This window comes from Ensifer adhaerens (assembly GCF_000697965.2).
GTDB lineage: Bacteria > Pseudomonadota > Alphaproteobacteria > Rhizobiales > Rhizobiaceae > Ensifer > Ensifer adhaerens.
This window is the reverse complement of the sequence record NZ_CP015880.1, coordinates 3,490,130-3,514,483: the sequence shown is the minus strand read 5'-3', so window position 1 is coordinate 3,514,483 and position 24,354 is coordinate 3,490,130. Positions and strand designations below refer to the sequence as shown.

Here is a 24,354-nt window from a genome sequence, read left to right as displayed (position 1 = left end):
GCGTAACTACGCGCAGGCCCGATCGTCCCGTCAGGCGGCAACGCCGGCGATCGCCTCGGCAAAATCCTTGGCTTCGAACGGCTCGAGATCGTCGATCCCTTCGCCGACGCCGATGAAATAGACCGGCAACTTGTGCTTGGCGGAGATGGCGACGAGGATGCCGCCGCGCGCCGTGCCGTCGAGCTTGGTCATGATCAACCCGCTGACGCCGGCGACGTTGCGGAAGATCTCGACCTGCTGCAGCGCGTTCTGGCCGGTGGTGGCGTCGAGCGTCTGCAGCACGGTGTGCGGTGCATCCGGATCGAGCTTGCCGAGCACGCGCACGATCTTTTCGAGTTCGGCCATCAGTTCCGCCTTGTTCTGCAGGCGGCCGGCGGTGTCGATGATCAGGACGTCGGACTTCTTCTCGCGCGCCTGCTGGAAAGCCTCATAGGCAAGGCCAGCGGCATCGGCGCCGAGTTTGGACGAGACGATTTCTGAGTTGGTGCGCTCGGCCCAGATCTTCAGCTGCTCGATTGCCGCGGCCCGGAAGGTGTCACCGGCGGCGAGCATGACTTTCAGGCCCGCGCCGGAAAGCTTGGCGGCGAGCTTGCCGATCGTCGTGGTCTTGCCGGTGCCGTTGACGCCGACCACCAGGATCACGTGCGGCTTGTGGCTGAGATCGAGTTCCAGCGGCTTGGCGACGGGCGAAAGCACCTTGGTGATCTCGCCGGCCATGATGCGCGACACGTCCTCGCCCGAGACATCCTTGCCGTAGCGTTCCGAGGCGAGCGTGTCGGTGATGCGCATCGCCGTTTCGACGCCGAGGTCGGCCTGGATCAACAGGTCTTCGAGATCCTGCAGCGTCGCTTCGTCGAGCTTGCGCTTGGTAAACAGGCTGGCGATCTGGCCGGTCAGTTGCGATGAGGTGCGCGCGAGGCCGCGGCGCAGGCGCTGGTACCAGCTGAGCTTTTCCTTCGGCGCGGCGACGGGTTCTTCCTTGGGCTTGCGCTCGGTGGCGGAGAAGCCCTTGGGCAAAGCGGGCGTAGCGGTGGGCTCGGCCTCTGCTGTCTCGGTCGGCGCGACGTCGGTGGCGGCTTCTGCTGCGTTGGCTTCTGCGGTCTCGATGCTTTCGCGGAGGGCTGCGGCTTCACCCCCGTCTGCCCTGCCGGGCATCTCCCCCACAGGGGCGGAGATCACGCTGGGCTCGCTCTCGAGTTCGGAAGCAAGCGTTTCGGTTGGCGTGACCTCGTCTGCTTCGGCAGTCGTGACGTCGCTTGCCGTGGGTTCGGCATCGTCAGCAGCTTCTTCGATTCTCTCGACGATTTCGGCCTCGCGGGAGGCTACGATGATCTCATCGGAGGGAGCAGGCGCCTTGTGCGCAACAGGCGCCGCAGTCTCGGTGGCAGCTGTTGCTTCCTCAGCTGTGGCCTTGGTCTCCGTCTGCTCTCCCGCCTTGTGGGGGAGATGTCCCGAAGGGACAGAGGGGGGTATCGCGGCTTCAGTCTCGGCCGGCGTTACCACAGCTTCGACCGGGGCGGCTTCGTCGCGCGCCAGCTCTTCGGCGTCGTCGGAGGCCGGGCCACCGGCCGTCTCGATCTCGGCCCCAAGCACCGGATCGTCGTCGGACAACGGCAGGGTCTCGATGTCGACAGGTGGTTCGAAGGCGGTTTCCGGGCTCTCTTCGACGATCTCTGCCTCGGCAACGGCGGCAGGCGGTTCGACCGCCTCGGAGCTCGGCTCCGGCTGCGCCTCGACTTCGGGCGCAGAGACGATCGTCTCCTCCGGTACACCTTCCGGCGGCTTCGTTTCCTCCACCGCGCCCTTGCCGAAGGTGAAGATCCTCTTGATGAAACCCATTGCCATTCAGGAATTCCGCATAAATCAGGCCGCAGCCATCTGTTTTACCTGCATCGTCAGATGCTTGCCATTGTGGCCGGTGATTGAGACCGGGACAAGCGCACGGGGCGTCAGGTCAGCCGCGTCGACGAGCGTGAAGTTTTGTGTGTGGGCAAGCCCGTTGTTCTCGACCAGGATCGTCTGCTCGCTGCCGACCATACCTTCGAGGTGGCGGGCGTAGAGCGTCGCGCCGACGGCGCGAAGCCGCGCAGCACGATCCTTGACGAGCGCCCGGTCGAGCTGCGGCATGCGTGCCGCCGGCGTGCCGGGACGCGGGCTGTAGGGAAAGACGTGCAGATGCGCGATGCCGCAGTCCTCGGCGAGGCTCGCGGCATTTTCGAACATCTCTTCGGTCTCGGTCGGAAAGCCGGCGATCATATCGGCACCGAGGCTGATATCGGGGCGCAAGCGCCGGACCTGATCGGCAAAGGCGCGGGCGTCGGCGCTCGAATGACGGCGCTTCATGCGCTTCAGGATCAGGTCGTCGCCATGCTGCAGCGACAGGTGCAGGTGCGGCATGAAGCGCGCCTCGTCGGCGATCAGGTCGAAGAGGTGTTTGTCGGCCTCGATGCCGTCGATCGAGGAAAGCCGCAGGCGGCGGATTTCCGGAACCTGTTTCAGAAGCGTCTTCGCGAGCAGCCCGAGGGTCGGCGTGCCCGGCAGGTCGGCGCCGTAGCTGGTGGCATCGACGCCGGTCAAGACGATCTCGCAATAGCCGCTCTCGACCAGCCTGCGCGCCTGGTCGACGACGGCGCCCATCGGCACGGAGCGGGAATTGCCGCGGCCATAGGGGATGATGCAGAAGGTGCAGCGGTGGTCGCAGCCGTTCTGCACCTGGATGAAGGCGCGCACGTGGCCATCGATGTGCTTGACCATCTGCGGTGCGGTGGCGCGCACGCTCATGATGTCGTTGACCCGCAGTTTTTCTTCCGCCGAGACGCCGAAATCCGGCAGTGAACGATAGGAGGCGCTCTTCAGCTTCTCCTCGTTGCCGAGCACGGCGTCGACCTCGGCCATTTCGGCAAAGGTCTCCTTTTCGGTCTGCGCCGCGCAGCCGGTGACGATGATGCGGGCATGCGGATTGTCGCGCCGGGCACGGCGGATCGCCTGGCGCGCCTGGCGCACCGCCTCGCCGGTGACGGCGCAGGTGTTGACGAGGATGGCGTTGTTCAGCCCCGCCTTTTCGGCTTCCGCCCGCATCACTTCGGATTCGTAGGTATTGAGACGGCAGCCGAAGGTTATGACCTCGACGCCGCTCAAAGCGCCCGGGCTCCGCCCGCTTCGGCCTCGTCGCGCTGCCAATTGCCGGTCGTCGGGTTCAGCGTGCCGGACCATTCCCATTCGGCAGGTCCCGTCATGACGACATGATCGTCGTGCTCACGCCATTCGATCGTAAGCTTTGCCGGGGCAGGGGCGGATGCGACGTCGATCGCCACCTTGCGGCCGGTGCGGCCGGTGCGCGCGGCGCTGACCGCAGCCGCGCAAGCCGCCGAACCGCAGGCAAGCGTCAGCCCGGCGCCGCGTTCCCAGGTGCGGGTGCGCAGCGACGAGGGCGAAAGCACCTGCGCCAGCGTGATGTTGGCGCGCTCGGGAAACATCGGATGGTTTTCGAGCAGCGGGCCGAAACGATCGAGATCGAAGGACATCGGGTCTTTGTCGACCCAGAAGACGGCGTGCGGATTGCCCATCGACATGGCCGAGGGCGAGTGCAGGACGGGATTGTCGATCGGTCCGATCTGCAGTTCGATGCGGCTCGTATCGGCAAATTCCTCGGCAAGCGGGATCTTGTCCCAGGCAAAGACCGGCTTGCCCATGTCGACCGAGATCGTGCCGTCCTCATGCTCGGTGGCGTTGAGGATGCCTGCAATGGTCTGGAAGGTGAAGGCCTTCTTGCCGGTTTCGGCGGCCAGTGCCTGGACGACGCAGCGCGTGCCGTTGCCGCAGGCCTGGGCCATGGAGCCGTCGCAATTGACGATATCGATCCAGGCGTCGGTGCCCTGAGCCTTGGGGTCGTGGATCGCCATGATCTGGTCGAAGGCGGTTGCCGGATCGGCATTGAGCGCGATCGCAGCGGCCGGCGTCACCCGATCCTTCCGACCGCGCATGTCAACGACGAGGATCTTGTTTCCAAGCCCGTTCATCCTGGCAAATTGCACGTTGTCGGTCATGTCGCGATTGTCCAAACGGGCCCGCTCCGGGCGGGCCATCCTTCATTCGGGCTGTATATGGCGGAAAAGCCCGGAAAATACCAGTGCCGCCTTTATTCGGCTCCCTCGCCGCCGGTCGGTACATCGAAGATTTCGCCGGGGCGAAGCGGCCGGAAGCGGCTGCGGGCGATGCCCGCCGCATCGAGCGCCCGTTCCAGCGCCTGTCGCGGCTCTTCGACGCCTTCGTCGGTCAGGCGAAACGTACCCCAATGGTGGCCGGCGACATGGGCGGCGGCGCAATCGACCATGCCGCGCACGGCTTCCTCCGGGTTCTGGTGCTGGTCCTGCATGAACCAGCGCGGCTCGTAGGCCCCGAAGGGCAGGTTGGCGAGGCGGAAGGCGCCGTGTTTTTCGCGGGCGGCGCGATAGTTGATGCCGTCGTGAAAGCCGGTATCGCCGACGTGGTAGATCTTGCCGGCCGGCGTCTCCACGACGAAGGCGGCCCAGAGCGCCATGCGCCGGTCGCGCGAGCCGCGCGCCGACCAGTGGTGGCAGGGCTCGGCGTGAAGAATGACGTCATCGCCGCAATCGAGCTGGTCGCCCCAGTCGACCACGTCGATCTCGACGTCGGGAACGGCGCGGCGGATGATCGTGTCGTTGCCGAGCGGCGTGACGATGCGGGGAGCATGTTCCTCGTGAAGGGCTGCCAGCGTCTCGACATCGAGGTGGTCGTAGTGATTGTGGGTGACGAGCACGATGTCGATCGGCGGCAGGTCGTCGAGTTCGATGCCGGGCGCGTTGCGGCGCTGCGGGCCGGCAAAGGCAAACGGGCTGGCGCGATGCGACCAGACGGGGTCGGTGAGAATGTTGAGCCCATGCACCTGGATGAGCAGCGTCGCGTGTCCGACCATCGTCACGCGCAGGCGATCGCCTTCGACGCTGAGTTCAGGCTTCACCGGCGCGAACGGGCTTGGATTGTGCGCGGGCCAGCGCACCTTGCCGCTGCCGAACTGCCAGCGCAGGAGATCTGCCGCGCCCTTGGGCGGTTTGCCGTCGGGATTGAAGAACCTGGTGCCGTCGAAATGATCGGTGACGGGACCTTGGTAATAGGGATTGCGTGTCTTCATCCGGGCGGTTCGCCTTGGTTGAAAGGTCAAGGTTTAATAAATTCTTGAAGACAGCAACTGGATTGCTATCGTGGTTCCATGCTCGTTCGATTCGACCCGCAAGAACGTCTCTACAAGACCCTGAAGCTGGTCCGCTCCATCCATCTCAATATGCAGCGCTCGGCAGAACATATGCTCGATGGTGCCGGCATATCAGTGGCGGAGCGGGCGGTTCTCGAACTTTTTTGCGAAATGCCGCTGACGGTGCCGGAAGCCGGACGGCGCCTGTCGATGAAACGGCAGTTCGTGCTCAGGGTCGTCAACGGGCTGATGGACAAGACGTTGCTGGAAAGACGGCCGAACCCGGAACACCGCAGCGCCTATCTTTGTGCGCCGACGGCGGCCGGGCGTGATCTGTTCGCGGAAATCCATCGCCGCGAGGTGGAGTTGCTGCATGCCCTGCTCGGCGATATCAACCAGACCGAAGTGGTGGCCGCACTTCGGGTGATGACGCGGGTGTCGACCGCCTTCGAGCAGCTGGCTGGCGAACTCGACGACGCCGGCAAGGACGAGGCGCTCTGAGCCGAAAGCGCCTCATTTGCCTGCCGTCCTTGACTTTTGCCGCGCTTTCCTGTTTATCCGCGCCAATTCCTTCGCAAGCTCAAGTCTTCGAAGCCACCGACCGGGTCCCGTAAAGGTATAAAGAGAACCCGGAGGTCAACACCCGACAGCGCGTGGCGCCCTCGGGTGGTTTTTGGCTTTGCGCCTTGTTTTCTGCGCGAAGGAACCCACGTTTCCGGCGAGTTGATCGCCACCGGAAACCAGAAGGAAGTGAGAATGTTCGAGAGCCTCCAGGACCGCCTTGGTTCCATATTGAATGGACTGACCGGCCGCGGCGCATTGTCGGAAGCCGATGTTTCCGCTGCGCTCCGCGAGGTTCGCCGTGCGCTGCTCGAAGCCGACGTCGCGCTCGACGTCGTGCGCTCCTTCACCGAAAAGGTTCGTGAAAAGGCCGTCGGCGCCGAGATCCTGAAGTCGATCAAGCCCGGCCAGATGGTCGTCAAGATCGTCCATGACCAGCTCGTCGAGATGCTCGGCTCCGAGGGCGTCACCATCGACCTCAATGCGCCGGCGCCGGTCGTCATCATGATGGTCGGTCTGCAGGGCTCCGGTAAGACGACGACCACCGGCAAGATCGCCAGCCGGATGAAGACCAGGGACAAGAAGAAGGTCCTGATGGCTTCGCTCGACACGCGTCGTCCAGCAGCCCAGGAGCAGCTGCGCCAGCTCGGCGTGCAGACCGGCGTCGACACGTTGCCTGTTATTGCCGGCCAGTCGCCGACCGATATCGCTGCGCGCGCCGTTCAGGCTGCCAAGCTCGGCGGCCACGACGTCGTCATTCTCGACACGGCGGGCCGTACCCATATCGACGAGCCGCTGATGATCGAGATGGCGGAGATCAAGCGGAAGTCCAATCCGCATGAAATCCTGCTCGTGGCAGATGCGCTGACCGGTCAGGACGCCGTCAACCTCGCCCGCAACTTCGACGAACGCGTCGGCATCACCGGCCTGGTGCTCACCCGTATGGACGGCGACGGCCGTGGCGGTGCAGCGCTGTCGATGCGTGCGGTCACCGGCAAGCCGATCAAGCTCATCGGCGTCGGCGAAAAGATGGGCGAACTCGAAGAGTTCCACCCCCGCCGCGTCGCCGACCGTATCCTCGGCATGGGCGACATCGTCTCGCTCGTCGAGAAGGCTGCCGAGAACATCGACGCCGAGAAGGCGGCCGCCATGGCCGCCAAGATGGCCAAGGGCAAGTTCGACCTGAACGACCTCGCAGACCAGCTCGGCCAGATGCAGAAGATGGGCGGCATGGGCGGCATCATGGGCCTGATGCCCGGCATGGCCGGCATGAAGGACAAGATGGCCGCGGCCGGCCTCGACGACAGCCTGTTCAAGCGCCAGCTCGCCATCATTTCGTCGATGACCAAGGCCGAGCGCGCCAACCCGGATCTGCTCAAGCACTCGCGCAAGAAGCGCATCGCCGCCGGTTCCGGCACCGATGCCGCCGACATCAACAAGCTTCTGAAGATGCACCGCCAGATGGCGGACATGATGAAGATGATGGGCGGTAAGGGCAAAGGCGGCATGATGAAGCAGATGATGGGCGGCCTTGCCAACAAGATGGGCCTTGGCGGCCTCGGTGGCGGCGGCATGCCTGATCTCTCGAAGCTCGACCCGAAGCAGCTCGAAGCCCTGCAGAAGCAGGCGGAAGCCGCCGGTCTGAAGCCGGGCGGTATGCCTGGCCTTGGCGGCGGTGGCCTGCCAGGTCTGGGTGGCGCCAAGCTTCCGGGTCTTGGTGGCGGCTTCCCCGGCCTTCCCGGCCTGCCGAAGAAGAAGTGAGGATCGCTTAAAAGATGATTGATCCCGAAATCAAAAAGGAATTGGCGGGCTACCGGCAGTCGATCGACAATATCGATGCCGCGCTCGTCCACATGCTGGCTGAACGCTTCCGCTGCACCCAGGCAGTCGGCGTTCTGAAAGCCAAGCACGAACTGCCGCCGGCCGACCCGGCGCGCGAAGAATACCAGATCGAACGCCTGCGCCGCCTGGCCAAGGATGCCAATCTGGATCCGGATTTCGCCGAGAAGTTCCTGAACTTCATCATCAAGGAAGTCATCCGGCATCATGAAGCCATCGCCGCCGATCGCTCGCATTCCGCGGGCAACGCCGGCACAAACCATTCCGCTTGAACCAAGCGGTCAAGAAAGCCTGCAAGGAGTTACTCAAATGGCACTGAAAATTCGTCTCGCCCGTGGCGGTTCCAAGAAGCGTCCTTACTACCAGATCGTCGTTGCCGACGCCCGCAGCCCACGTGACGGCCGCTTCCTCGAGAAGATCGGCTCGTGGAACCCGATGCTCGGCAAGGACGACGAAAAGCGCGTCGAGCTCGACGCCGAGCGCGTCAACCACTGGATCGCCCAGGGCGCCCAGCCGACCGACCGCGTTCTGCGCTTCCTCGACCAGGCCGGTCTCGCAAAGCGCCCGGCTCGCAGCAACCCGACCAAGGGTGCCCCGGGCAAGAAGGCTCAGGAGCGCGCTGCTGAAGCCAAGCAGAAGGCTGAAGACGCCGCTGCTGCTGCTGCTGAATAACAGCCGGCGAACGGTCCGGAGAGTGATCGGCGGTCATCTGCCGACGCAGCTCTCCGGCTAGCCGTGGCTTAAGGAAACGGGTGGCATTTCCATGCCGCCCGTTTTCCGTTATGTGCACCGAGATATACCGAAACGGATGCGGACGATGAGCAAACTCGAAAACCCGGTTCTGATGGCGACGATCGGCGCGGCGCAGGGCCTGCGCGGCGAGGTCAGGGTCAAGTCCTTTACCGATGATCCGACGGCGCTCGGCGAGTATGGCAATCTGCACAGCGCAGACGGCCGTGTGTTCGAGGTGCTGGAGATTCGCGAGGCGAAAAACGTCGTTATCGTTCGCTTTCGCGGCGTCAATGACCGCAATGCCGCCGAGGCGCTCAACGGCCTCGACCTGTTCATCGAGCGCGACAACTTGCCCGATGACGATCTCGACGAGGACGAGTTCTTCTATGCCGATCTCGAGGGCCTGGAAGCGATCGACGGCAATGGCACGAGCTACGGCAAGGTCAGCGGTGTCTTCGATTTCGGCGCCGGCGATCTCCTTGAGCTGAAGGGGCCAGGCCGACGTCCGGTGCTGATCCCGTTTACCGAATGGTCGGTGCTGGAGATCGATCTGGAAGCGGGGCGGCTGCTGGTCGATCCGGTTGCGGCCGGCCTTACCGACGACAAGGACCAGGATCCGGGTAGTCCGTTTTCCGCGAAGCGCAAGTGAGCATCGCGGCCATGACGTTTCGCGCCACCATCCTGACGCTCTATCCCGAAATGTTTCCGGGCCATCTCGGCGCCTCGCTTTCCGGCAAGGCGCTCGAGCGTGGCCAGTGGTCGATCGAGCCGGTGCAGATCCGTGATTTCGCCGAAGACAAGCATCGCACAGTCGACGACACGCCGGCTGGCGGCGGCGCCGGCATGGTGCTGAAGCCGGATGTGCTCGCGCGCGCGATCGATCGTGTCTCGGAGAACGACGATCGGCCGCGATTGCTGATGAGCCCGCGTGGCCGACCGCTGACACAGGAGCGGGTGCGTGAACTCGCCGCCGGCCCCGGCGTCGTCATCGTTTGCGGACGCTTCGAAGGTGTCGATCAGCGGGTGATCGACGCCCGCGACCTCGAAGAGGTTTCGATCGGCGACTATATTCTTTCGGGCGGCGAGCCGGCGGCCCTCACGCTTCTCGATGCGGTGGTGCGCATCCTGCCGGGTGTCATGGGCAACGAGCTTTCGGGTGTGCATGAGAGCTTCGAAGGCGGGCTGCTCGAGCATCCGCACTACACCCGCCCACAGGTCTTCGAAGGCCGCGAAATCCCGGCAGTGCTGACCTCGGGTAATCATGGCGCCATTGCCAAATGGCGCGAGGCGGAGGCGCGGCGGCTGACCGCCGAGCGCCGGCCCGATCTTCTTAATCAACCCGTGAAGAAGTAATAGGCGGCAAGCAGCAGACCGACGGCGACGACCAGCGCGCGGATGACCGCCTGCGGCACGCGTCTTGCTGCCCAGACGCCGCTGTAGCCGCCAAGGGCGGCCCCTGGCACCATGATTGCCGCGTGCAGCCAGGACACGACCCCGCCGGCGGCAAAGACGACGATGGCGATCGCGGCAATAACGATCGAGATGAAGTTCTTGAGCGCGTTCAGCCGGTGATAGCCGCCGCCGGTCGCAAGTCCCAGCACTGCCAGCATCATGATGCCCATGCCGGCGCCGAAGAAGCCACCGTAAATGGAGGTGACGAACTGGGCGCCGATGCCGACCGGATTGATCGCATGCTCGTCGACGCGGGCCCTGGGCTTCAGGAGCGGCCCGGCAGCGAAGATCGCCGTCGCGGCCAGCAGCAGCCAGGGCACAAGCGCGCGGAAGGAGGCATTGGAGAGCGAGATGAGCAGCAGCGCGCCGGCCAGACCGCCAAGTGCGGAGATGACGCCGAGCAGGATCGCATAGCGCTTGTCGGCGCGGATCTCCTTGGCATAGGCGAGCGCCGAGGTGATGTAGCCTGGAAACTGGATGATCGACGAGGTCGCGTTGGCGACGATTGGCGAGAGACCGCCAAGCGTCATCGCCCCGAAGGTCAGGAAGGTTCCGCCGCCGGCAATGGCATTGACGACGCCGGACAGGAAGCCGGCCGCAAACAGCATGAGTATTTCGAAGATGTTCATGGTCTCCCCCGACCCCTCATGCTCGGGATAGCCGGTGGTTGTGCCGGCCGCAAGTCCGTTGCATCGGACAATGATCACGCGCGTGTTTGCGTATTTTCTGATAAATTCGGCTTTCCTGGCGCGGATGCCTTAGAAATTATGGCCTTCGGGGATGACAAGGCAGTGCGATTGGTGTAAGTGCCGCCCCGGTTCGGGTTGCATGCCCGTCGACCAAAACAAAGAATGGCGAATCCGCTCCTGCCGGTATCCGGCAAGACCTGAAGGCTGGCCCGACAGGTTCATCGAGAGCGCTCTGGCTGTTTCAGAAGAACTTGAAAGGTTAGACCGATGAACATCATCCAGCAGCTGGAAGCCGAACAGGCCGCCAAGATCGCCGCCAAGCGCACGCTCCCGGAATTCTCCGCAGGCGACACGCTCCGCGTCAACGTCCGCGTTGTCGAAGGCAACCGTACCCGCGTCCAGGCCTATGAAGGCGTTTGCATCGCTCGTTCGGGCGGCGGCATCAACGAAAGCTTCACCGTTCGCAAGATCTCCTACGGCGAAGGCGTCGAGCGCGTATTCCCGGTTTACTCTCCGCTCGTCGAGAGCGTCGAAGTGGTTCGCCGCGGTAAGGTCCGTCGCGCCAAGCTCTACTACCTGCGCGACCGTCGCGGTAAGTCGGCTCGTATCGTCGAGAACACCGGCACGCGCGCCCGCAAGCTGAACGAAGCCGAGCGTCAGGCGTTTGCCGAGGAAAAGGCACGCATCGAGGCTGAAAAGGTTGCAGCAGCTCAGGCGCTCGCCGCCGAGAAGGCAGCAGCCGAAGCCGCCGAAGCAAAGGCAGCAGCGGAAGCCGCAGCAGAATAACATTTCAATCCCTAGGGATTGTTGGAAAGGCGGCCTCGGCCGCCTTTCTTTTTTGGTACTATCCGCTTGTCTTTTCGACGGAATTTGTGACATTTTCCGCTGCCACACTTTTCGGGAGCTCCTCCAATGACAATCCGTCGCCACGTGCTTGCGGGCATCGCAGCCGCACTTGCAGCACCTTTTGCGTTTTCTGCACCGGCGCTGGCCGCCGACCTGCCTGACCTCGGCGGCAAGACGGTCGTCGTCGTCACGGAGAACGCCTACCCGCCGCTGCAGTTTGTCGATCCGAAGTCCGGCGAAGCCAAGGGCTGGGAGTACGACGCGATGAACGAGATCGCCAAGCGGTTGAATTTCAAGGTCGAATACCAGAACACCAGCTGGGACGCGATGATCCAGGCGGTGCATGACGGTCAGTACCAGATCGGCATGACGGGCATCACCATCAAGGACGACCGCAAGGAAAAGGTCGATTTCTCGGACCCCTACATGCGCTCGCAGCAGTTCATGCTGGTGCGCAGCGACGAGGCCCGCTTCAACGATGGCAAGAGCTTCGGCGCCTTTGCCGACGGTCTCGTCGGCGCACAGCCGGGTACCTCGCCGTTCTACACCGCCGTCTACGAAATGCTCGATGGCAACGAGCAGAACCCGCGCATCAAGCTGTTTGAGACCTTCGGCGCGACCGTTCAGGCGCTGAAGGCCGGCGACGTCGACGTGGTCCTGACCGATAGCGTCGCCGCCAAGGGCTATGTCGATTCCTCCGAAGGCAAGCTCAAGGTCGTCGGTGGGCCGCTCGGCACCGAGGATTTCGGCTTCATCTTCCCGAAGGGCTCGGATCTCGTGGCTCCGGTCAACGCCGCGATCAAGGCGCTGAAGGAAGACGGTACCTTCGACGCCCTCGATAAGAAGTGGTTCCTCGAATACAAGATGGGCGGCTGATAGCAGGCTATGGCCGCTCCACAATCTTCAGACATGTCCGGCAAGGGCGACTATCCCTGGTGGTTGGTCGCCCTTGTTGTGATCGCTGTGTCGCTCGCCGCCGTGATCATCAGCAATGACATCTTCTCGGAAGTCTTCACCGTCGTCTTCAAGGGCCTTGGCGTCACCGTCTTCGTGACCCTCATGGGCTTCGTGCTGGCGACGACGCTCGGCCTCGGCATCGCGCTGATGGCGCTCTCCGAGCACTCGTCCCTTCGGCAGATCGCCCGCTTCTATACGGAAGTCATCCGCGGCGTTCCGATCCTGGTGCTTCTGTTCTACATTGCCTTCGTCGGCGCGCCGGGGCTCGTCGTCGCGGCCAATTTCATCTCAGCACCGCTGATTAGCGCCGGCTGGATGGAGCCGGTTGTCGTGCGCGACATCTCCTTGATGTGGCGGGCGATCCTGGCGCTGATGATCGGCTATTCTGCGTTCATCGCCGAAGTGTTCCGGGCGGGCATCCTCTCGGTAGACAAGGGGCAGGTCGAAGCCGCTAAGGCGCTCGGGCTTTCACGCTACCAGCGCTTTCGTCTCGTCATCTTTCCGCAGGCGATCCGCGTGATCCTGCCGCCGCTCGGCAACGACTTTATCGCCATGGTCAAGGACAGTTCGCTCGTCTCGGTGCTCGGCGTCGCCGACATCACGCAGATGGGCAAGGTCTATGCCTCCGGCTCCTTTCGCTTCTTCGAGACCTATTCGATCGTTGCCTATGTCTATCTCGTGCTGACCATCGGTCTGTCGCTGGGATTGCGGGGGCTGGAGCGGCGGCTCAGGCGCGCGGAGCAGCGCTGAGTCCGTTTCCGGCAATTGCCGACCTGTCAGAAAATTGATATGAACACGGCCATGGAATCCAAATTCGGATGTAGCGAGCAGAAAATCGTCGTGCTGCAGGACCACAAGCGCCTGCCGGCACGCTTCTTTGCGCGCGTCCACGGGGCGCTTACAAGCCGCCTATCCTGATCTCCTGATCAGTGCTTCCGGCCGCCTTGCCGCCGGCTTTCCTACTTTTTCTGAAAACTCGATGGATATACCGCCATGAGCGCACCGCGTACCCTCTATGACAAGATCTGGGATGATCACCTGGTCAACGAACAGGACGACGGCACCTGTCTTCTCTACATCGACCGTCACCTCGTTCACGAAGTGACGAGTCCGCAGGCCTTCGAAGGTCTGCGCATGGCCGGCCGCAAGGTCCGTGCGCCTGAAAAGACGCTCGCTGTCGTCGACCACAATGTTCCGACTTCGGCCGACCGTCACCTCGGCATCAAGAACGAGGAAAGCCGCATCCAGGTCGAGGCGCTCGCCAAGAACGCCGCCGACTTCGGCGTCGAATACTACTCGGAAAACGACAAGCGCCAGGGCATCGTGCACATCGTCGGCCCCGAGCAGGGCTTCACCCTGCCGGGCATGACCATCGTGTGCGGTGACAGCCACACCTCGACACATGGCGCCTTCGGTTCGCTGGCCCACGGCATCGGCACGTCGGAAGTCGAGCACGTGCTCGCGACCCAGACGCTGATCCAGAAGAAGGCGAAGAACATGCTGGTGCGCGTCGACGGCCAGCTGCCGCCGGGCGTCACCGCCAAGGACATCATCCTCGCCATCATCGGCGAGATCGGCACTGCCGGCGGCACCGGCCACGTCATCGAGTTTGCCGGCGAAGCGATCCGCTCGCTGTCGATGGAAGGCCGCATGACCATCTGCAACATGACGATCGAAGGCGGCGCCCGCGCCGGCCTGATCGCGCCTGACGAAACGACGTTCGCGTATATCAAGGACAAGCCGCGCGCACCGAAGGGTAAGGCCTGGGACATGGCGCTCGACTACTGGAAGACGCTGCACACGGACGAGGGCGCGCATTACGATCGCGTCGTCGTGCTCGACGCCGCCAACCTGCCGCCGATCGTCTCCTGGGGCTCGTCGCCGGAAGACGTCATCTCGGTTCAGGGCATCGTTCCCAATCCGGATGAGATCCAGGAAGAGAACAAGCGGGCCTCCAAGTGGCGCGCGCTCGACTATATGGGCCTGAAGCCGGGCACGAAGATCACGGACATCGCCGTCGACCGCGTCTTCATCGGCTCGTGCACCAACGGCCGCATCGAGGACCTCCGGGCCGTGGCCGAGGTGGTCGAAGGCCGCAAGGTCGCCTCGACCGTTTCGGCGATGATTGTTCCGGGATCCGGCCTCGTGAAGGAACAGGCCGAGGCCGAAGGCCTCGACAAGATCTTCCGCGAAGCGGGCTTCGACTGGCGCGAGCCGGGCTGCTCCATGTGCCTGGCGATGAACGACGACCGGCTGAAGCCTGGCGAGCGTTGCGCCTCCACATCGAACCGCAACTTCGAGGGCCGTCAGGGCTTCAAGGGCCGCACGCATCTGGTCTCGCCGGCGATGGCGGCAGCCGCTGCGGTCGCGGGTCATTTCGTCGATATCCGCGAATGGAGATAGGCCGGGTCTGAGCTTTTCCGGCGTCAATGGCCGCCCTTCGGGGCGGCCTTTTTTATTTGGCGCTCTCCCCGCCCGCGCGCCTGAAATGGGTTAAGCTGTGCGGGCCGAGGCACATTGGGGAGAACGATGGGATGAGCGACGATCTGCCTGTGCAACGCTACCGTCTGCTGCTGTTGCGCCATGCCAAGTCCGCCTGGCCGGACGGCGTTGCCGACATCAACCGACCGCTCGGCGAGCGAGGCCGCAAGGCGGCGCCACTGATGGGGGGCTATATGGCTCGGCATGCGCTCGTGCCGGATCTCGCCCTCGTCTCGACCGCGAAACGGGCGCAGGAGACCTGGACACTGGTAGCCGCTGCCTTGCCGCCCGGCATCACGGTCGAAAACACCCGGGCGATCTATGAGGTGGAGGCCGCCCAGATCCTCAGCGTGCTTCGTGCAACCGACCCGGCCATCAGGACGCTGCTGATCGTCGGCCATAATCCCGGCATGGAGGACCTGGCGCATGAACTCGTCGGCTCCGGCGATGCGGATCTGCGTATGCGCATGGCGGACAAGTTTCCGACGGCGGCGCTTGCCGTCCTTGAATTCGAAGCGACTGGCTGGCGTGAGCTTCTGTCCGGCGGGGCCAGGCTCGCGCGCTTCGTGACGCCGCGTTCGCTCGATTGAGCCGATCGGACGTCGAGGTCAGATTACCTTCACGACGGTGCCGCGGCGCATATGCGGGATCAGCCGACGCATCGCCGGCAGGCTGACGGCGACGCAGCCCTGCGTCGGCTCGTAGCCCGGCCGGATCAGGTGAAAGAAGATCGCCGAACCGGCATTTCGCCGGCGCGCGAGCAGGTTCCAGTCCATCACCAGGCAGATGTCGTAGAGCCCGTCGTCACGCATTAATTCCTCATGGCTCGGCTGGAAGGGTGCCTTGACCGGGCGATTGTAGAGCGCGTGGCGTGTCGCGTCGCACCACAGCATGCCCGTGCGCGTCGTCCGGGTCGGCAGCGGCGTCGACGGCAGGAGGAGGCGGTCGCGCCTGACATAGCCGCCGATCAGCTTCATCGCGGCGCGTGGCGTGGCGCCATCGCCCTCGCGCTTCAGGCTGGTAATGCCACTTCGCCCGATGGCGGCGTGCTCGACGCGGCCGTCGAACGAGACAAGTGCTCGCTTGCGATCGCGCGGTGCGGCGCGCACGGTGATGACAGATTTGGCTGGTCTTCTTCCCGACGTTTTCTTGAGCATCATTCTCACGGATTTTTGCTTTGCCCGTGATTTGGGGGGCACCATAAGCACGGTTACGGATATAAAGAGGTAGCAACGCTGGTTCGCTTGCCAACACAGGCATTTGAGCTAGTTTGAAAACGGAAGCAAACAGGAATTGTCCCATGGCGACCCGTACCATTCTTCTTGTCGATGACGACAATGACCTGCGCGAGACCCTGGTCGAGCAGCTCTCGCTCTACGAGGAATTCGACCTCATCCAGGAAGCGACTGCCGGCAAGGGCATCCAGACGGCGCGTGCCCAGCAGGTGGACCTGTTGATCATGGATGTCGGCCTGCCGGACATGGACGGTCGCGAAGCGGTGAAGCTGCTGCGCAAGGGCGGCTTCAAGGCGCCGATCATCATGCTGACCGGCCACGACACCGATTCCGATACGATTCTGGGCCTTGAGGCCGGCGCCAACGATTATGTGACGAAGCCGTTCCGTTTCGCCGTACTGCTCGCCCGCATCCGCGCGCAGCTGCGCCAGCACGAGCAGAGCGAGGACGCAACCTTCAGCGTCGGGCCCTACACGTTCAAGCCGAGCCAGAAGCTGCTGACGCTCGAAAACGGCCAGAAGATCCGGCTTACCGAAAAGGAAGCGGCGATCATCCGCTATCTCTACCGCGCCGACCAGAAGGTGGTGACGCGCGACGTGCTCTTGGAAGAAGTCTGGGGCTACAATTCCGGTGTGACCACCCACACGCTCGAAACCCACGTCTATCGTCTGCGCCAGAAAATCGAGCGGGACCCTTCCAATGCCGAGATTTTGGTGACAGAGAACGGCGGCTACAAGATCGTTCCGTAGCCGGGGTGCGCAGGGTGGCAATCCACTTCTCGCGCGTTCTCCGTAGACTGTTGTTTGCATGGGTCGCGTGCGCGATCCGGTCCATCGGGACCGGCACTGGCGTGACCGTGGGAGGTTAGCCGCTTGGCGCTCAACGACGATATCGTGCTTCTGTCCAACGTGCCGCTGTTTGCCGATATCAGCGAGGACAAGCTGAGGCTGATCGCCTTCGGCGCGGAGCGGCGCCGCATCTTCAAGGGACAGGAGCTGTTTCGCGAGGGGGCGCCGGCCGATTGCGCCTATGCGATCGCCAGCGGCAGCTTGTCCCTGTCGAAGGCCGGTTTCGACGGTTCTGAGACGACGGTCTCGACCGTCAGTCGCGGAGCGCTTCTGTCGGAACTGGCGCTGATCTCGATGGTCGAGCGTAAGTTCACGGCAACGGCCGAGGAAGACAGCGAAGTCATTCGCATCAATCGGCCGCTCTTCCGCCGCATGCTGGAGGAATATCCTGAAGTGGCCGAGCTCGTCGAAGCGCGCATCCGCGAAAACCTGCAGGCGATGATCCGCCGGGCCGGCGCGCTCGCCGGCCGTTTTGCTTGAACCGCGCTACGGTTTCCCGCTACCACCGATACTTCAGCGAACCGAGCACGGTGCGGCCCTGGCCGAAATAGCAGTAGCCATCGGTGCAGACCTCTTCGCGGCGATCGCCGAGATTGGTAGCGCTGACGGCGAGCGACAGTCCGTCGAGTTCGGGATTCTTGACGCCGAAGTCGTAGGCGATCGAGGCGTCGAAATAGACGGCGCCGCCGTTCTTGGCGGTGTTGGCATCGGACGTGTAGGAGCTTGACGCCAGCCGTACGCCGCCGCCGAGGCTGAGGCCCGCAAGCTGCTTGTCTTCGGGCAAAAGATAGTTCACCCACAGCGATGCGACATGGCGCGGCTTCGTCGACGGCACGTTACCGATCAGCGACGGATCGACGTTTCCGGTGATTTCAGCGTCGTTGTAGTTGTAGGCGGCGATGAAGCTCAGGCCGTTGTCGAACTCCCGGCGTCCTTCCACCTCGAAACCATTGGTCGTCACCTCGCCGGCCGACTTGTAGTAGTAGCCGACGGGAAGGGACGGGTCGGACACGTATTGCGGCGCGCCGCTTTCGACGATCCGGTAATAGGCCGCGCTCAGTGAATAGGCTTCGCCTTCCGGATGGTACTTCACGCCCAGTTCGACCTGCTCGCCGGTCGTCGGATCGAGCACGCGGCCATCGGCCGAAAGCTCTGTGCGCGGCACGAAGGAGGTGCTGTAGCTGGCATAGGGCGCGATGCCGTTGTCGAAGAGGTAGAGCAGACCGGCCTGCCCGGTGAGTTCGCCATCGTCCTTGCGATCGACGACGCCGGTGTTCTTGTTGGTGCTGGTCTGGTCGACCCAGTCGTAGCGAAGGCCACCAACGGCGCGCCAGTTGCCTACCTCCAGCTGATCCTGGACATAGATGCCCGTCTGCCGAAGGTCCCGCCCGCTGAAGCTGGTAAGTGCTGGCGTCGGACCGCCGACGCCGAAGGTCGGGTTGTTGAGATCGAAGCGATAGGCCGGATCGACGGCGCCGAAGCCGAGGCCGAAGTCCGAGGTGATCCAGGTGTAATCGAGGCCGGTCAGCAGCGTGTGCGAGGCCGCACCGGTGTCGAAGTTGGCTTCGAGCTGGTTGTCGATCTGGTAGGCGCGCTGGTCGTCCTTGATGGCGACGGGTGAGCGGTCAAAGACGCCGGGCGCGACCTCCGTCCCGAACTGCAGGTAACGGGCCTTGAGGTCCAGATCGCTGACGCGGCCGTGCTGGCGGAAGGTCAGGCCGTTGTCGAACTCGTGCTCGAACTTGTAACCGGCCTGGACCTGGCCGACCTTCTGGTAGTCATAGTCCGGGTCGCTGTAGCGCAGCAGCCGGCCGTCATGCTCGAGCACCCGCGGGCTGGCGTCGCTTTCGCCCTTCTGCGCCAGGCCATAGACCGTCAGCGACGTGCCTTCGTCCGGCTTCCAGGTGAAGGAGGGCTGCAGCAGGTAACGATCGTCGGCAACGTCGTAGTTGGTCTCGCCGTTTCGCAGAAGCCCGACGATGCGATAGAGGACGTCGCCGTCAGCCGTTACCGGTCCGCCGACATCGAAGGCGGCCTGGGCGCGACCGATCGTGCCATATTGCAGCTCGACCTCGCGGTGGGGCTCCTCCTCCGGCATCTTCGAGATGCGGTTGACGATGCCGCCGGCGCCGGCAGCACCGTACATGACCGAGACCGGACCTTTCAGGATCTCGATCCGCTCGAGGCCGTAGACCTCCGTCGGGAAGGTGCCGTAGTTCATGTAGGGCTGGCGCAGGCCGTCACGGAAATCGCCGGTCGTCGTCGTCTCGAAGCCGCGGATATAGATCTGGTCGAAACGCGGATCGAAGCCGAAGGCGCCGGTCGTGACGCCGGCGGCATAACGCGTTGCCTGGATCATGTCCTGCACGCCGCGTTCTTCGAGCTCCTTGCGCGTGACCACCGAGACCGAGCGGGGCGTTTCGATCAGCGGGGTGTCGGTCTTCAGCGCCGAGACGTTGCGTGTCGGCACGATCGTGTCGTTATCCTCGGCGATCGCCGCAGCTGCCTTGCCGGCCGTCGCTTCTATCTTTTCCAGACGGGTGGTCTTCTGGCTTTCGGCCGATTGCGCATGGGTCGCTGTCGGCGAAAGGATCACGGCGACAGCGCTTGCGGCGAGCACGGTGGTCGCGGACAGCGCGCGGCGCGAGGCGCGCAGGAAGGTGGTCGGCAAGGTCTTTGGCATCTCTGGCCCTCTTGCGGGCGCACGAAAACCCTCCGGCCAAAGCCAGAGCCAAGCACCCGAATATCAGTGAAAACGACGGCTGAGCGGCCATCGGAGGCGGTGTCCCCGCCGCCCGACAAGAGGGATAGTCCGTTTGGAAATGCGCATCAAGAAAAATATGATTCTTTTAGTCATGTTTTTCTTGATGGAACAGCGGGCGCCGAAGGTGCGTGCCGCCGCCCAGAAAATGACGTCCTAGATGTCGAAGTGCGCGATGACGGGCACGTGGTCTGAGGGGCGCTCCCAGCCGCGGGCTTCGCGCAGGATATCGACGTTCTTGAGCGCCGGCGCGAGGTCGGCGGACGACCAGATATGGTCGAGTCGGCGGCCACGGTCGGCAGCTTCCCAGTCCTTCGCCCGGTAGCTCCACCAGGTGTAGAGCTTGGTCGGGGATGGCGTGTGCTGGCGCATCAGGTCGACCCAGCCGCCGCCGTTCATGACCGTGGTCAGCCCCTCGGTTTCGATCGGCGTATGGCTGACGATCTTCAGGAGCTGCTTGTGCGACCAGACGTCGTCTTCCAGCGGCGCGATATTGAGGTCGCCGACGAGGATCGAGGAAATGCCGGCTTCGGCTTCGGCGTGCAGCAGCTTCATCTCCTCGACGAAATCGAGCTTGTGGCCGAATTTCGGATTGATGGTGCGGTCCGGCTCATCGCCGCCGGCAGGCACGTAGAAATTATGCAGCCGGATCTTCTTGCCGCCGGCCTCGAAAACGACCGAGAGATGGCGGGCGTCGCCGATGCCGCAATAGTCGCGGCGATCGCTAAGCTCATGCAGCGGCAGGCGCGAGATCGTCGCCACGCCGTGATAGCCCTTCTGGCCGTGCATCTCGATATGATTGTAGCCGAGCGCCTTCAGGGGCTTGGACGGAAACTGGTCGTTCGGGCACTTGGTTTCCTGCAGGCAGAGGATGTCAGGCTGCCAGGTCTGCAGCAGATGCTCGACCAGCGGCATGCGCAGGCGAACGGAGTTGATGTTCCAAGTGGCGACGGAAAGGGCCATGCGTCATTCCCTGATCGGCTGGGGCCGGACGCTCGCGAAGGGAAGGCCGGCTCGGGATGGATGTTTGACCCGAGCTTTAAGCAGGTCCGGCGCGCCGGGACAAGGAATGCCTGAACGAGGCCGCACTAAAAACCGCGCGTCCTATGGACGCGCGAAGGTCGGCTTGGCGCGTGATGTCGTTCAGCCGCCGCGCTTGTTGCGGACCTCGTCATAGGGGATCTGGAAGACCTTGTCGTCCAGCGCCATACCGGTCTTGACATTGAAGATCATGACCGAGGTGTCCTTCTTCTGCGCGTCGGTGATGGTCCACTGGCGCAGATCGTAGGTCTTCGGGTCGAACATCATGGTGATGGTCGAATCGCCGAAGATCGAACGGTCGCCAAGCACGATGGTGATGAGGTCGGACTCTTCCTTGACGTCGCGCACCATCTTGCCGGTCAGGTCGATCCTCTCGCTGAGCAGCAGGTTGAGCGGAGTCTTCGACAGCGGATAGATGTCCCAGGTCTTGAGCTTCATGTTGCCGATGACGACGGACTTGCCGTCGGCGATGACGCGCATCGGCGAGGGGGCCTCGTAGTTGAAGCGGATGCGGCCGGGGCGGCGGATATAGAATTTGCCGCCGGTCTGCTCGCCGCGCGGGCCGAACTGGACGAATTCGCCGGCCATGGTCTTCACCGAGGAGAAATGGTCGGCGATCTTCTGGGCAGCGCTCGGGGCCTGGGCGAAGGCCTGGCCGAGGTCGAGACCGGTGCCGCCGATGCCGCCAAGTGCCGCAAGCCCGCACACGAAGAGGCGGCGCGACATCACCGGGTGGTTGCGCTCGCCAGTCTTAGTCTCTGTCATCTCGGTCTCCTTCATTTACGAATCATCTGGAGCGCAAGTGCGGCGCCTTCAAGGCGCCATTTTCGAGCTTTTTCGCTCGCGCTCTCACATGACTGTTACCGGTTTGGCCCTTTATGCAGAGCCTCTGCCCGCATCCGCCGGGCGTCTTTTCTATCAATGCATTCGCCTCACGCGAATCTGCGGGAATTGCCCTGTGGTCCGGTGACTTACTCTTCGGTCGGAACGAGGATCTCGCGTTTGCCGGCGTGGTTCGCCGGCCCGATGATGCCTTCCTGCTCCATGCGCTCGATCAGCGATGCGGCACGATTGTAACCGATCCCGAGGCGACGCTGCACGTAGGAAGTGGAGGCCTTGCCGTCGCGCAGGACGACCGCAACCGCCTGGTCGTAAGGATCGTCGGAATCGGCGAGATTGGAGGTGCCGGCCGGGCCGCCGCCCTCGCCATCCTCGTCGTCATCCTCGGTGATGGCATCGAGATATTGCGGTACGCCTTGCGTCTTCAGGTAGGCGACGACTTCTTCGACCTCGGTGTCGGAGACGAAGGGGCCGTGGACGCGCTGGATGCGGCCGCCGCCGGCCATGTAGAGCATGTCGCCCATGCCGAGCAGCTGTTCGGCGCCCTGTTCGCCAAGGATGGTGCGGCTGTCGATCTTCGAGGTCACCTGGAACGAGATGCGGGTCGGGAAGTTGGCCTTGATCGTGCCGGTGATGACGTCGACCGAGGGGCGCTGCGTCGCCATGATGACATGGATGCCGGCGGCGCGGGCCATCTGGGCGAGTCGCTGCACGGCGCCCTCGATGTCCTTGCCGGCGACCATCATCAGGTCGGCCATTTCGTCGATGATGACGACGATGTAGGGCATCGGCGCCAGATCGAATTCTTCCGTCTCGTACATGGCTTCGCCGGTCTGGCGGTCGAAGCCGGTCTGCACCGTGCGGGTGATCTGTTCGCCCTTGGCAAGCGCCTGCTCGACGCGGCTGTTGAAGCCGTCGATGTTGCGCACGCCGATCTTCGACATCTTCTTGTAGCGCTCTTCCATCTCGCGCACCGTCCACTTCAGTGCGACGACCGCCTTCTTGGGGTCGGTCACAACCGGCGAAAGCAGGTGCGGGATGCCGTCATAGACGGAAAGTTCGAGCATCTTCGGGTCGATCATTATCAGGCGGCACTGATCGGGGCTCAGCCGATAGAGCAGCGACAGGATCATGGTATTGATCGCGACCGATTTGCCCGAACCGGTGGTGCCGGCGACGAGCAGATGCGGCATCTTGGCGAGATCGGCGACGACGGGCTCGCCGCCGATCGTCTTGCCGAGCGCCATGGCAAGGCGGGCCTTGGAGGTCTCGAAATCGCGCGAGCCGATGAGTTCGCGCAGATAGACGGTTTCGCGCCGCTGGTTCGGCAGTTCGATGCCGATGGCGTTGCGGCCGGGAACGACGGCGACGCGCGCGGCGATCGCGCTCATCGAGCGGGCGATGTCGTCGGCAAGGCCGATGACGCGGGAGGACTTGATGCCCGGCGCCGGTTCCAGTTCGTAGAGGGTAACGACCGGGCCAGGGCGAACGTGGATGATCTCGCCCTTGACACCGAAATCTTCAAGCACGCCTTCGAGCATGCGGGCGTTCTGCTCCAGCGCATCGGGCGAGAGCGAGGCGTCGCGGCCGACGTTTTTCGGCTCGGCAAGGAAATGCATCGGCGGCAGCGTGAAGTCGCCATCGTTGTCGTCGACGAAGGAGCGCTGGGCTTCGCGCTCGACGCGCTGGCCCGTCTTCGGGCGAGGAGCAGGCGTCGAAACGCGCGAGCCGCCCTTGGGCAGGCCCTGCTTCGGCGGTGCCGCCTTCGGCGCCCAGTCGGCGGCTGCATCGTAGTCTTCGTCGTCAGGCAGAATGCCGGCGGGGCGGCGCTCGTCAATGTCGAAGGGCAGGTCGTCATCCTCGTCGTCGGCCATGATCGGCGGCGGGGTGAGGATGCGGCGCTCGGAGCGGTCGAGCGAGGGCTCGATGCGGTCGCCGGCGGCCATCGGCTTCGGCCGGGCGGGTTCGTTCAGCGTGCCGAACTCGTCGTTGTTGAAATCATAGGGTTCGTCGTACTGGCGCTTGGGCGTGGCGCGGGTGCCGCTCATGCCGAAAATGCGGCGCATGCGCGCGTGCATGGTGTAGCGCATATGGGCAAAGGAGCCCATCAGCAGGGTGAAGGGGCCTTCGCTGTCGTCCTCGTCCAGTTCGTCGCGCACGGTGCGCGCCTTGCTCGGCGTCGGCTCGGCAATTTCCTCTTCCTCCTCCTCGTCGCTGACGCCGATCAGGCCGGCGCTATAGACCAGGCACCAGGCGGCGGGGACGGCGAAGATGCAGGCAAGAATGGTCGCAAGCGTGCCGGTCGGAAAGGCGCCGGTAAAGAGCGCGGGGAAGCGCAGGATCATGTCGCCGAAGACGCCTCCAAGGCCGTTGGGCAGCGGCCAGGTGATGGGGGCGGGAACACAGCTGAGTGCTGCGCCGGCTAGGACGGAACCGACGAACCAGAGACCGAGGCGCTTGAAGACCTTGTCGAAACGTTTGCCGCCGATCAGCACCAGGGCCCAGGCGACGGCCGGCAGGAGGGCGACGACGCTGGCCAGCCCGAAGAACTGCATGAAGATGTCGGCAAAGGCAGCACCCGTGTAACCGAGCACGTTGGTCGGCGCTTGTGACGTAGCGTAGGAGAAGCTGGGATCGGCGACGTTCCATGTCGAGAGCGCTGCGACGGCCAGCGCCAATGCGCCGAACAGCGCAAAGCCCGCCAGCGACGCGATCTGTCGCCAAACGAAGGTGGTTAGCACGAACCGGTTGGAACGGCTGTCAAGCGCTGCCGGATTGCTTCTGCTCATGTTGCCTGCTGCCCGTCTCGATCTTCACGGCGCATTGCGCGCCATGGAATCAACCTAAGCGGTGTACGGTT

23 protein-coding genes are annotated in these 24,354 nt (G+C 63.8%); 13 read left to right on the top strand and 10 right to left on the bottom strand.

Annotated features, from left to right (window positions below; all coding sequences use genetic code 11):
- Nucleotides 1–30: 30 nt before the first annotated feature.
- The 4 genes from ftsY to FA04_RS17100 form a co-directional block, all read right to left on the bottom strand.
- Entirely contained in the window at nt 31–1,845 is a 1,815-nt protein-coding gene (ftsY, locus tag FA04_RS17115) for a signal recognition particle-docking protein FtsY (protein WP_034802818.1), read from the bottom strand.
- 18 nt (nt 1,846–1,863) lie between these two features.
- Nucleotides 1,864–3,138 carry a tRNA (N(6)-L-threonylcarbamoyladenosine(37)-C(2))-methylthiotransferase MtaB gene (gene mtaB, locus FA04_RS17110; protein WP_034802815.1) on the bottom strand — a complete coding sequence of 425 codons (1,275 nt, stop codon included), beginning with the start codon at nt 3,136–3,138 and terminating at the stop codon, nt 1,864–1,866.
- On the bottom strand, nt 3,135–4,046 hold the full coding sequence (gene dapF, locus FA04_RS17105) for a diaminopimelate epimerase (protein ID WP_034803126.1): 912 nt from the start codon (nt 4,044–4,046) through the stop codon (nt 3,135–3,137). The genes mtaB and dapF overlap by 4 nt, the downstream gene beginning before the upstream one ends.
- Before the next feature lie 92 nt (nt 4,047–4,138).
- The gene (locus FA04_RS17100) at nt 4,139–5,152 is read right to left on the bottom strand and encodes an MBL fold metallo-hydrolase (RefSeq protein WP_034802812.1); all 1,014 of its coding nucleotides are present in this window, start codon (nt 5,150–5,152) and stop codon (nt 4,139–4,141) included.
- A 78-nt stretch (nt 5,153–5,230) separates the two neighbouring features.
- Here FA04_RS17100 and FA04_RS17095 point away from each other — a divergent pair, with 78 nt between their 5' ends.
- The 6 genes from FA04_RS17095 to trmD all read left to right on the top strand — a co-directional run bounded on the left by FA04_RS17095 (nt 5,231) and on the right by trmD (nt 9,697).
- Complete coding sequence (locus FA04_RS17095) at nt 5,231–5,713, top strand: MarR family winged helix-turn-helix transcriptional regulator (RefSeq protein ID WP_034802808.1); 483 nt, start codon at nt 5,231–5,233, stop codon at nt 5,711–5,713.
- Between the two features lie 255 nt (nt 5,714–5,968).
- Nucleotides 5,969–7,534, top strand: a complete 1,566-nt coding sequence (gene ffh, locus FA04_RS17090; protein WP_034803123.1) for a signal recognition particle protein — start codon at nt 5,969–5,971, stop codon at nt 7,532–7,534.
- Between the two features lie 14 nt (nt 7,535–7,548).
- Entirely contained in the window at nt 7,549–7,884 is a 336-nt protein-coding gene (locus tag FA04_RS17085; protein ID WP_034802805.1) for a chorismate mutase, read from the top strand.
- A gap of 37 nt (nt 7,885–7,921) precedes the next feature.
- Nucleotides 7,922–8,284, top strand: coding sequence for a 30S ribosomal protein S16 (gene rpsP / locus FA04_RS17080; protein WP_034802802.1), 363 nt, complete (start codon nt 7,922–7,924; stop codon nt 8,282–8,284).
- Between the two features lie 145 nt (nt 8,285–8,429).
- Nucleotides 8,430–8,993, top strand: coding sequence for a ribosome maturation factor RimM (gene rimM, locus FA04_RS17075; protein ID WP_034803120.1), 564 nt, complete (start codon nt 8,430–8,432; stop codon nt 8,991–8,993).
- A gap of 11 nt (nt 8,994–9,004) precedes the next feature.
- A complete protein-coding gene (trmD, locus tag FA04_RS17070; RefSeq protein WP_034803117.1) occupies nt 9,005–9,697 on the top strand; it encodes a tRNA (guanosine(37)-N1)-methyltransferase TrmD in 693 nt (230 codons plus the stop codon).
- Here the strand turns inward: trmD and FA04_RS17065 are convergent.
- Nucleotides 9,679–10,425 (bottom strand): sulfite exporter TauE/SafE family protein, encoded by a 747-nt coding sequence (locus tag FA04_RS17065; RefSeq protein WP_034803114.1) that lies wholly within the window; start codon nt 10,423–10,425, stop codon nt 9,679–9,681. The two genes, trmD and FA04_RS17065, sit on opposite strands and share 19 nt — an antisense overlap.
- Before the next feature lie 327 nt (nt 10,426–10,752).
- Between FA04_RS17065 and rplS the strand changes: the two genes are divergently transcribed.
- The 5 genes from rplS to FA04_RS17040 all read left to right on the top strand — a co-directional run bounded on the left by rplS (nt 10,753) and on the right by FA04_RS17040 (nt 15,359).
- Nucleotides 10,753–11,271: a 50S ribosomal protein L19 gene (gene rplS / locus FA04_RS17060; RefSeq protein WP_034802800.1), complete on the top strand. Its 519-nt coding sequence runs from the start codon at nt 10,753–10,755 to the stop codon at nt 11,269–11,271.
- A gap of 126 nt (nt 11,272–11,397) precedes the next feature.
- A complete protein-coding gene (locus tag FA04_RS17055) occupies nt 11,398–12,207 on the top strand; it encodes a transporter substrate-binding domain-containing protein (protein ID WP_034802798.1) in 810 nt (269 codons plus the stop codon).
- 9 nt (nt 12,208–12,216) lie between these two features.
- Nucleotides 12,217–13,038, top strand: a complete 822-nt coding sequence (locus tag FA04_RS17050) for an amino acid ABC transporter permease (protein ID WP_034802795.1) — start codon at nt 12,217–12,219, stop codon at nt 13,036–13,038.
- Nucleotides 13,039–13,281: 243 nt separating this feature from the next.
- Complete coding sequence (leuC, locus tag FA04_RS17045) at nt 13,282–14,691, top strand: 3-isopropylmalate dehydratase large subunit (RefSeq protein ID WP_034802792.1); 1,410 nt, start codon at nt 13,282–13,284, stop codon at nt 14,689–14,691.
- 131 nt (nt 14,692–14,822) lie between these two features.
- On the top strand, nt 14,823–15,359 hold the full coding sequence (locus FA04_RS17040; protein ID WP_034802788.1) for a SixA phosphatase family protein: 537 nt from the start codon (nt 14,823–14,825) through the stop codon (nt 15,357–15,359).
- Nucleotides 15,360–15,377: 18 nt separating this feature from the next.
- On the opposite strand, the gene FA04_RS17035 is transcribed toward FA04_RS17040, so the two are convergent.
- Nucleotides 15,378–15,926, bottom strand: coding sequence for a L,D-transpeptidase family protein (locus tag FA04_RS17035; RefSeq protein WP_034802785.1), 549 nt, complete (start codon nt 15,924–15,926; stop codon nt 15,378–15,380).
- Nucleotides 15,927–16,069: 143 nt separating this feature from the next.
- On the opposite strand from FA04_RS17035, the gene FA04_RS17030 reads away from it, so the two are divergent.
- Both FA04_RS17030 and FA04_RS17025 read left to right on the top strand, forming a co-directional pair.
- Nucleotides 16,070–16,753, top strand: a complete 684-nt coding sequence (locus FA04_RS17030) for a response regulator transcription factor (RefSeq protein WP_034802783.1) — start codon at nt 16,070–16,072, stop codon at nt 16,751–16,753.
- Between the two features lie 123 nt (nt 16,754–16,876).
- Nucleotides 16,877–17,332, top strand: coding sequence for a cyclic nucleotide-binding domain-containing protein (locus FA04_RS17025; RefSeq protein ID WP_034802780.1), 456 nt, complete (start codon nt 16,877–16,879; stop codon nt 17,330–17,332).
- A gap of 19 nt (nt 17,333–17,351) precedes the next feature.
- On the opposite strand, the gene FA04_RS17020 is transcribed toward FA04_RS17025, so the two are convergent.
- The 4 genes from FA04_RS17020 to FA04_RS17005 form a co-directional block, all read right to left on the bottom strand.
- The gene (locus tag FA04_RS17020; RefSeq protein ID WP_034802777.1) at nt 17,352–19,535 is read right to left on the bottom strand and encodes a TonB-dependent siderophore receptor; all 2,184 of its coding nucleotides are present in this window, start codon (nt 19,533–19,535) and stop codon (nt 17,352–17,354) included.
- A 234-nt stretch (nt 19,536–19,769) separates the two neighbouring features.
- Complete coding sequence (locus FA04_RS17015) at nt 19,770–20,576, bottom strand: exodeoxyribonuclease III (protein WP_034802774.1); 807 nt, start codon at nt 20,574–20,576, stop codon at nt 19,770–19,772.
- A 180-nt stretch (nt 20,577–20,756) separates the two neighbouring features.
- The gene (locus FA04_RS17010) at nt 20,757–21,419 is read right to left on the bottom strand and encodes an outer membrane lipoprotein carrier protein LolA (protein WP_034803111.1); all 663 of its coding nucleotides are present in this window, start codon (nt 21,417–21,419) and stop codon (nt 20,757–20,759) included.
- 206 nt (nt 21,420–21,625) lie between these two features.
- Entirely contained in the window at nt 21,626–24,283 is a 2,658-nt protein-coding gene (locus FA04_RS17005) for an FtsK/SpoIIIE family DNA translocase (RefSeq protein ID WP_034802771.1), read from the bottom strand.
- Between the last annotated feature and the right edge of the window lie 71 nt (nt 24,284–24,354).

Coding starts and splice junctions, on each gene's coding strand:
- ftsY (WP_034802818.1), bottom strand. CDS start 1,845: ATGGCAATGGGTTTCATCAAGAGGATCTTCACCTTCGGCAAGGGCGCG.
- dapF (WP_034803126.1), bottom strand. CDS start 4,046: ATGACCGACAACGTGCAATTTGCCAGGATGAACGGGCTTGGAAACAAG.
- FA04_RS17100 (WP_034802812.1), bottom strand. CDS start 5,152: ATGAAGACACGCAATCCCTATTACCAAGGTCCCGTCACCGATCATTTC.
- FA04_RS17095 (WP_034802808.1), top strand. CDS start 5,231: ATGCTCGTTCGATTCGACCCGCAAGAACGTCTCTACAAGACCCTGAAG.
- ffh (WP_034803123.1), top strand. CDS start 5,969: ATGTTCGAGAGCCTCCAGGACCGCCTTGGTTCCATATTGAATGGACTG.
- FA04_RS17085 (WP_034802805.1), top strand. CDS start 7,549: ATGATTGATCCCGAAATCAAAAAGGAATTGGCGGGCTACCGGCAGTCG.
- rpsP (WP_034802802.1), top strand. CDS start 7,922: ATGGCACTGAAAATTCGTCTCGCCCGTGGCGGTTCCAAGAAGCGTCCT.
- rimM (WP_034803120.1), top strand. CDS start 8,430: ATGAGCAAACTCGAAAACCCGGTTCTGATGGCGACGATCGGCGCGGCG.
- trmD (WP_034803117.1), top strand. CDS start 9,005: ATGACGTTTCGCGCCACCATCCTGACGCTCTATCCCGAAATGTTTCCG.
- FA04_RS17065 (WP_034803114.1), bottom strand. CDS start 10,425: ATGAACATCTTCGAAATACTCATGCTGTTTGCGGCCGGCTTCCTGTCC.
- rplS (WP_034802800.1), top strand. CDS start 10,753: ATGAACATCATCCAGCAGCTGGAAGCCGAACAGGCCGCCAAGATCGCC.
- FA04_RS17055 (WP_034802798.1), top strand. CDS start 11,398: ATGACAATCCGTCGCCACGTGCTTGCGGGCATCGCAGCCGCACTTGCA.
- FA04_RS17050 (WP_034802795.1), top strand. CDS start 12,217: ATGGCCGCTCCACAATCTTCAGACATGTCCGGCAAGGGCGACTATCCC.
- leuC (WP_034802792.1), top strand. CDS start 13,282: ATGAGCGCACCGCGTACCCTCTATGACAAGATCTGGGATGATCACCTG.
- FA04_RS17040 (WP_034802788.1), top strand. CDS start 14,823: ATGAGCGACGATCTGCCTGTGCAACGCTACCGTCTGCTGCTGTTGCGC.
- FA04_RS17035 (WP_034802785.1), bottom strand. CDS start 15,926: ATGCTCAAGAAAACGTCGGGAAGAAGACCAGCCAAATCTGTCATCACC.
- FA04_RS17030 (WP_034802783.1), top strand. CDS start 16,070: ATGGCGACCCGTACCATTCTTCTTGTCGATGACGACAATGACCTGCGC.
- FA04_RS17020 (WP_034802777.1), bottom strand. CDS start 19,535: ATGCCAAAGACCTTGCCGACCACCTTCCTGCGCGCCTCGCGCCGCGCG.
- FA04_RS17015 (WP_034802774.1), bottom strand. CDS start 20,576: ATGGCCCTTTCCGTCGCCACTTGGAACATCAACTCCGTTCGCCTGCGC.
- FA04_RS17010 (WP_034803111.1), bottom strand. CDS start 21,419: ATGACAGAGACTAAGACTGGCGAGCGCAACCACCCGGTGATGTCGCGC.
- FA04_RS17005 (WP_034802771.1), bottom strand. CDS start 24,283: ATGAGCAGAAGCAATCCGGCAGCGCTTGACAGCCGTTCCAACCGGTTC.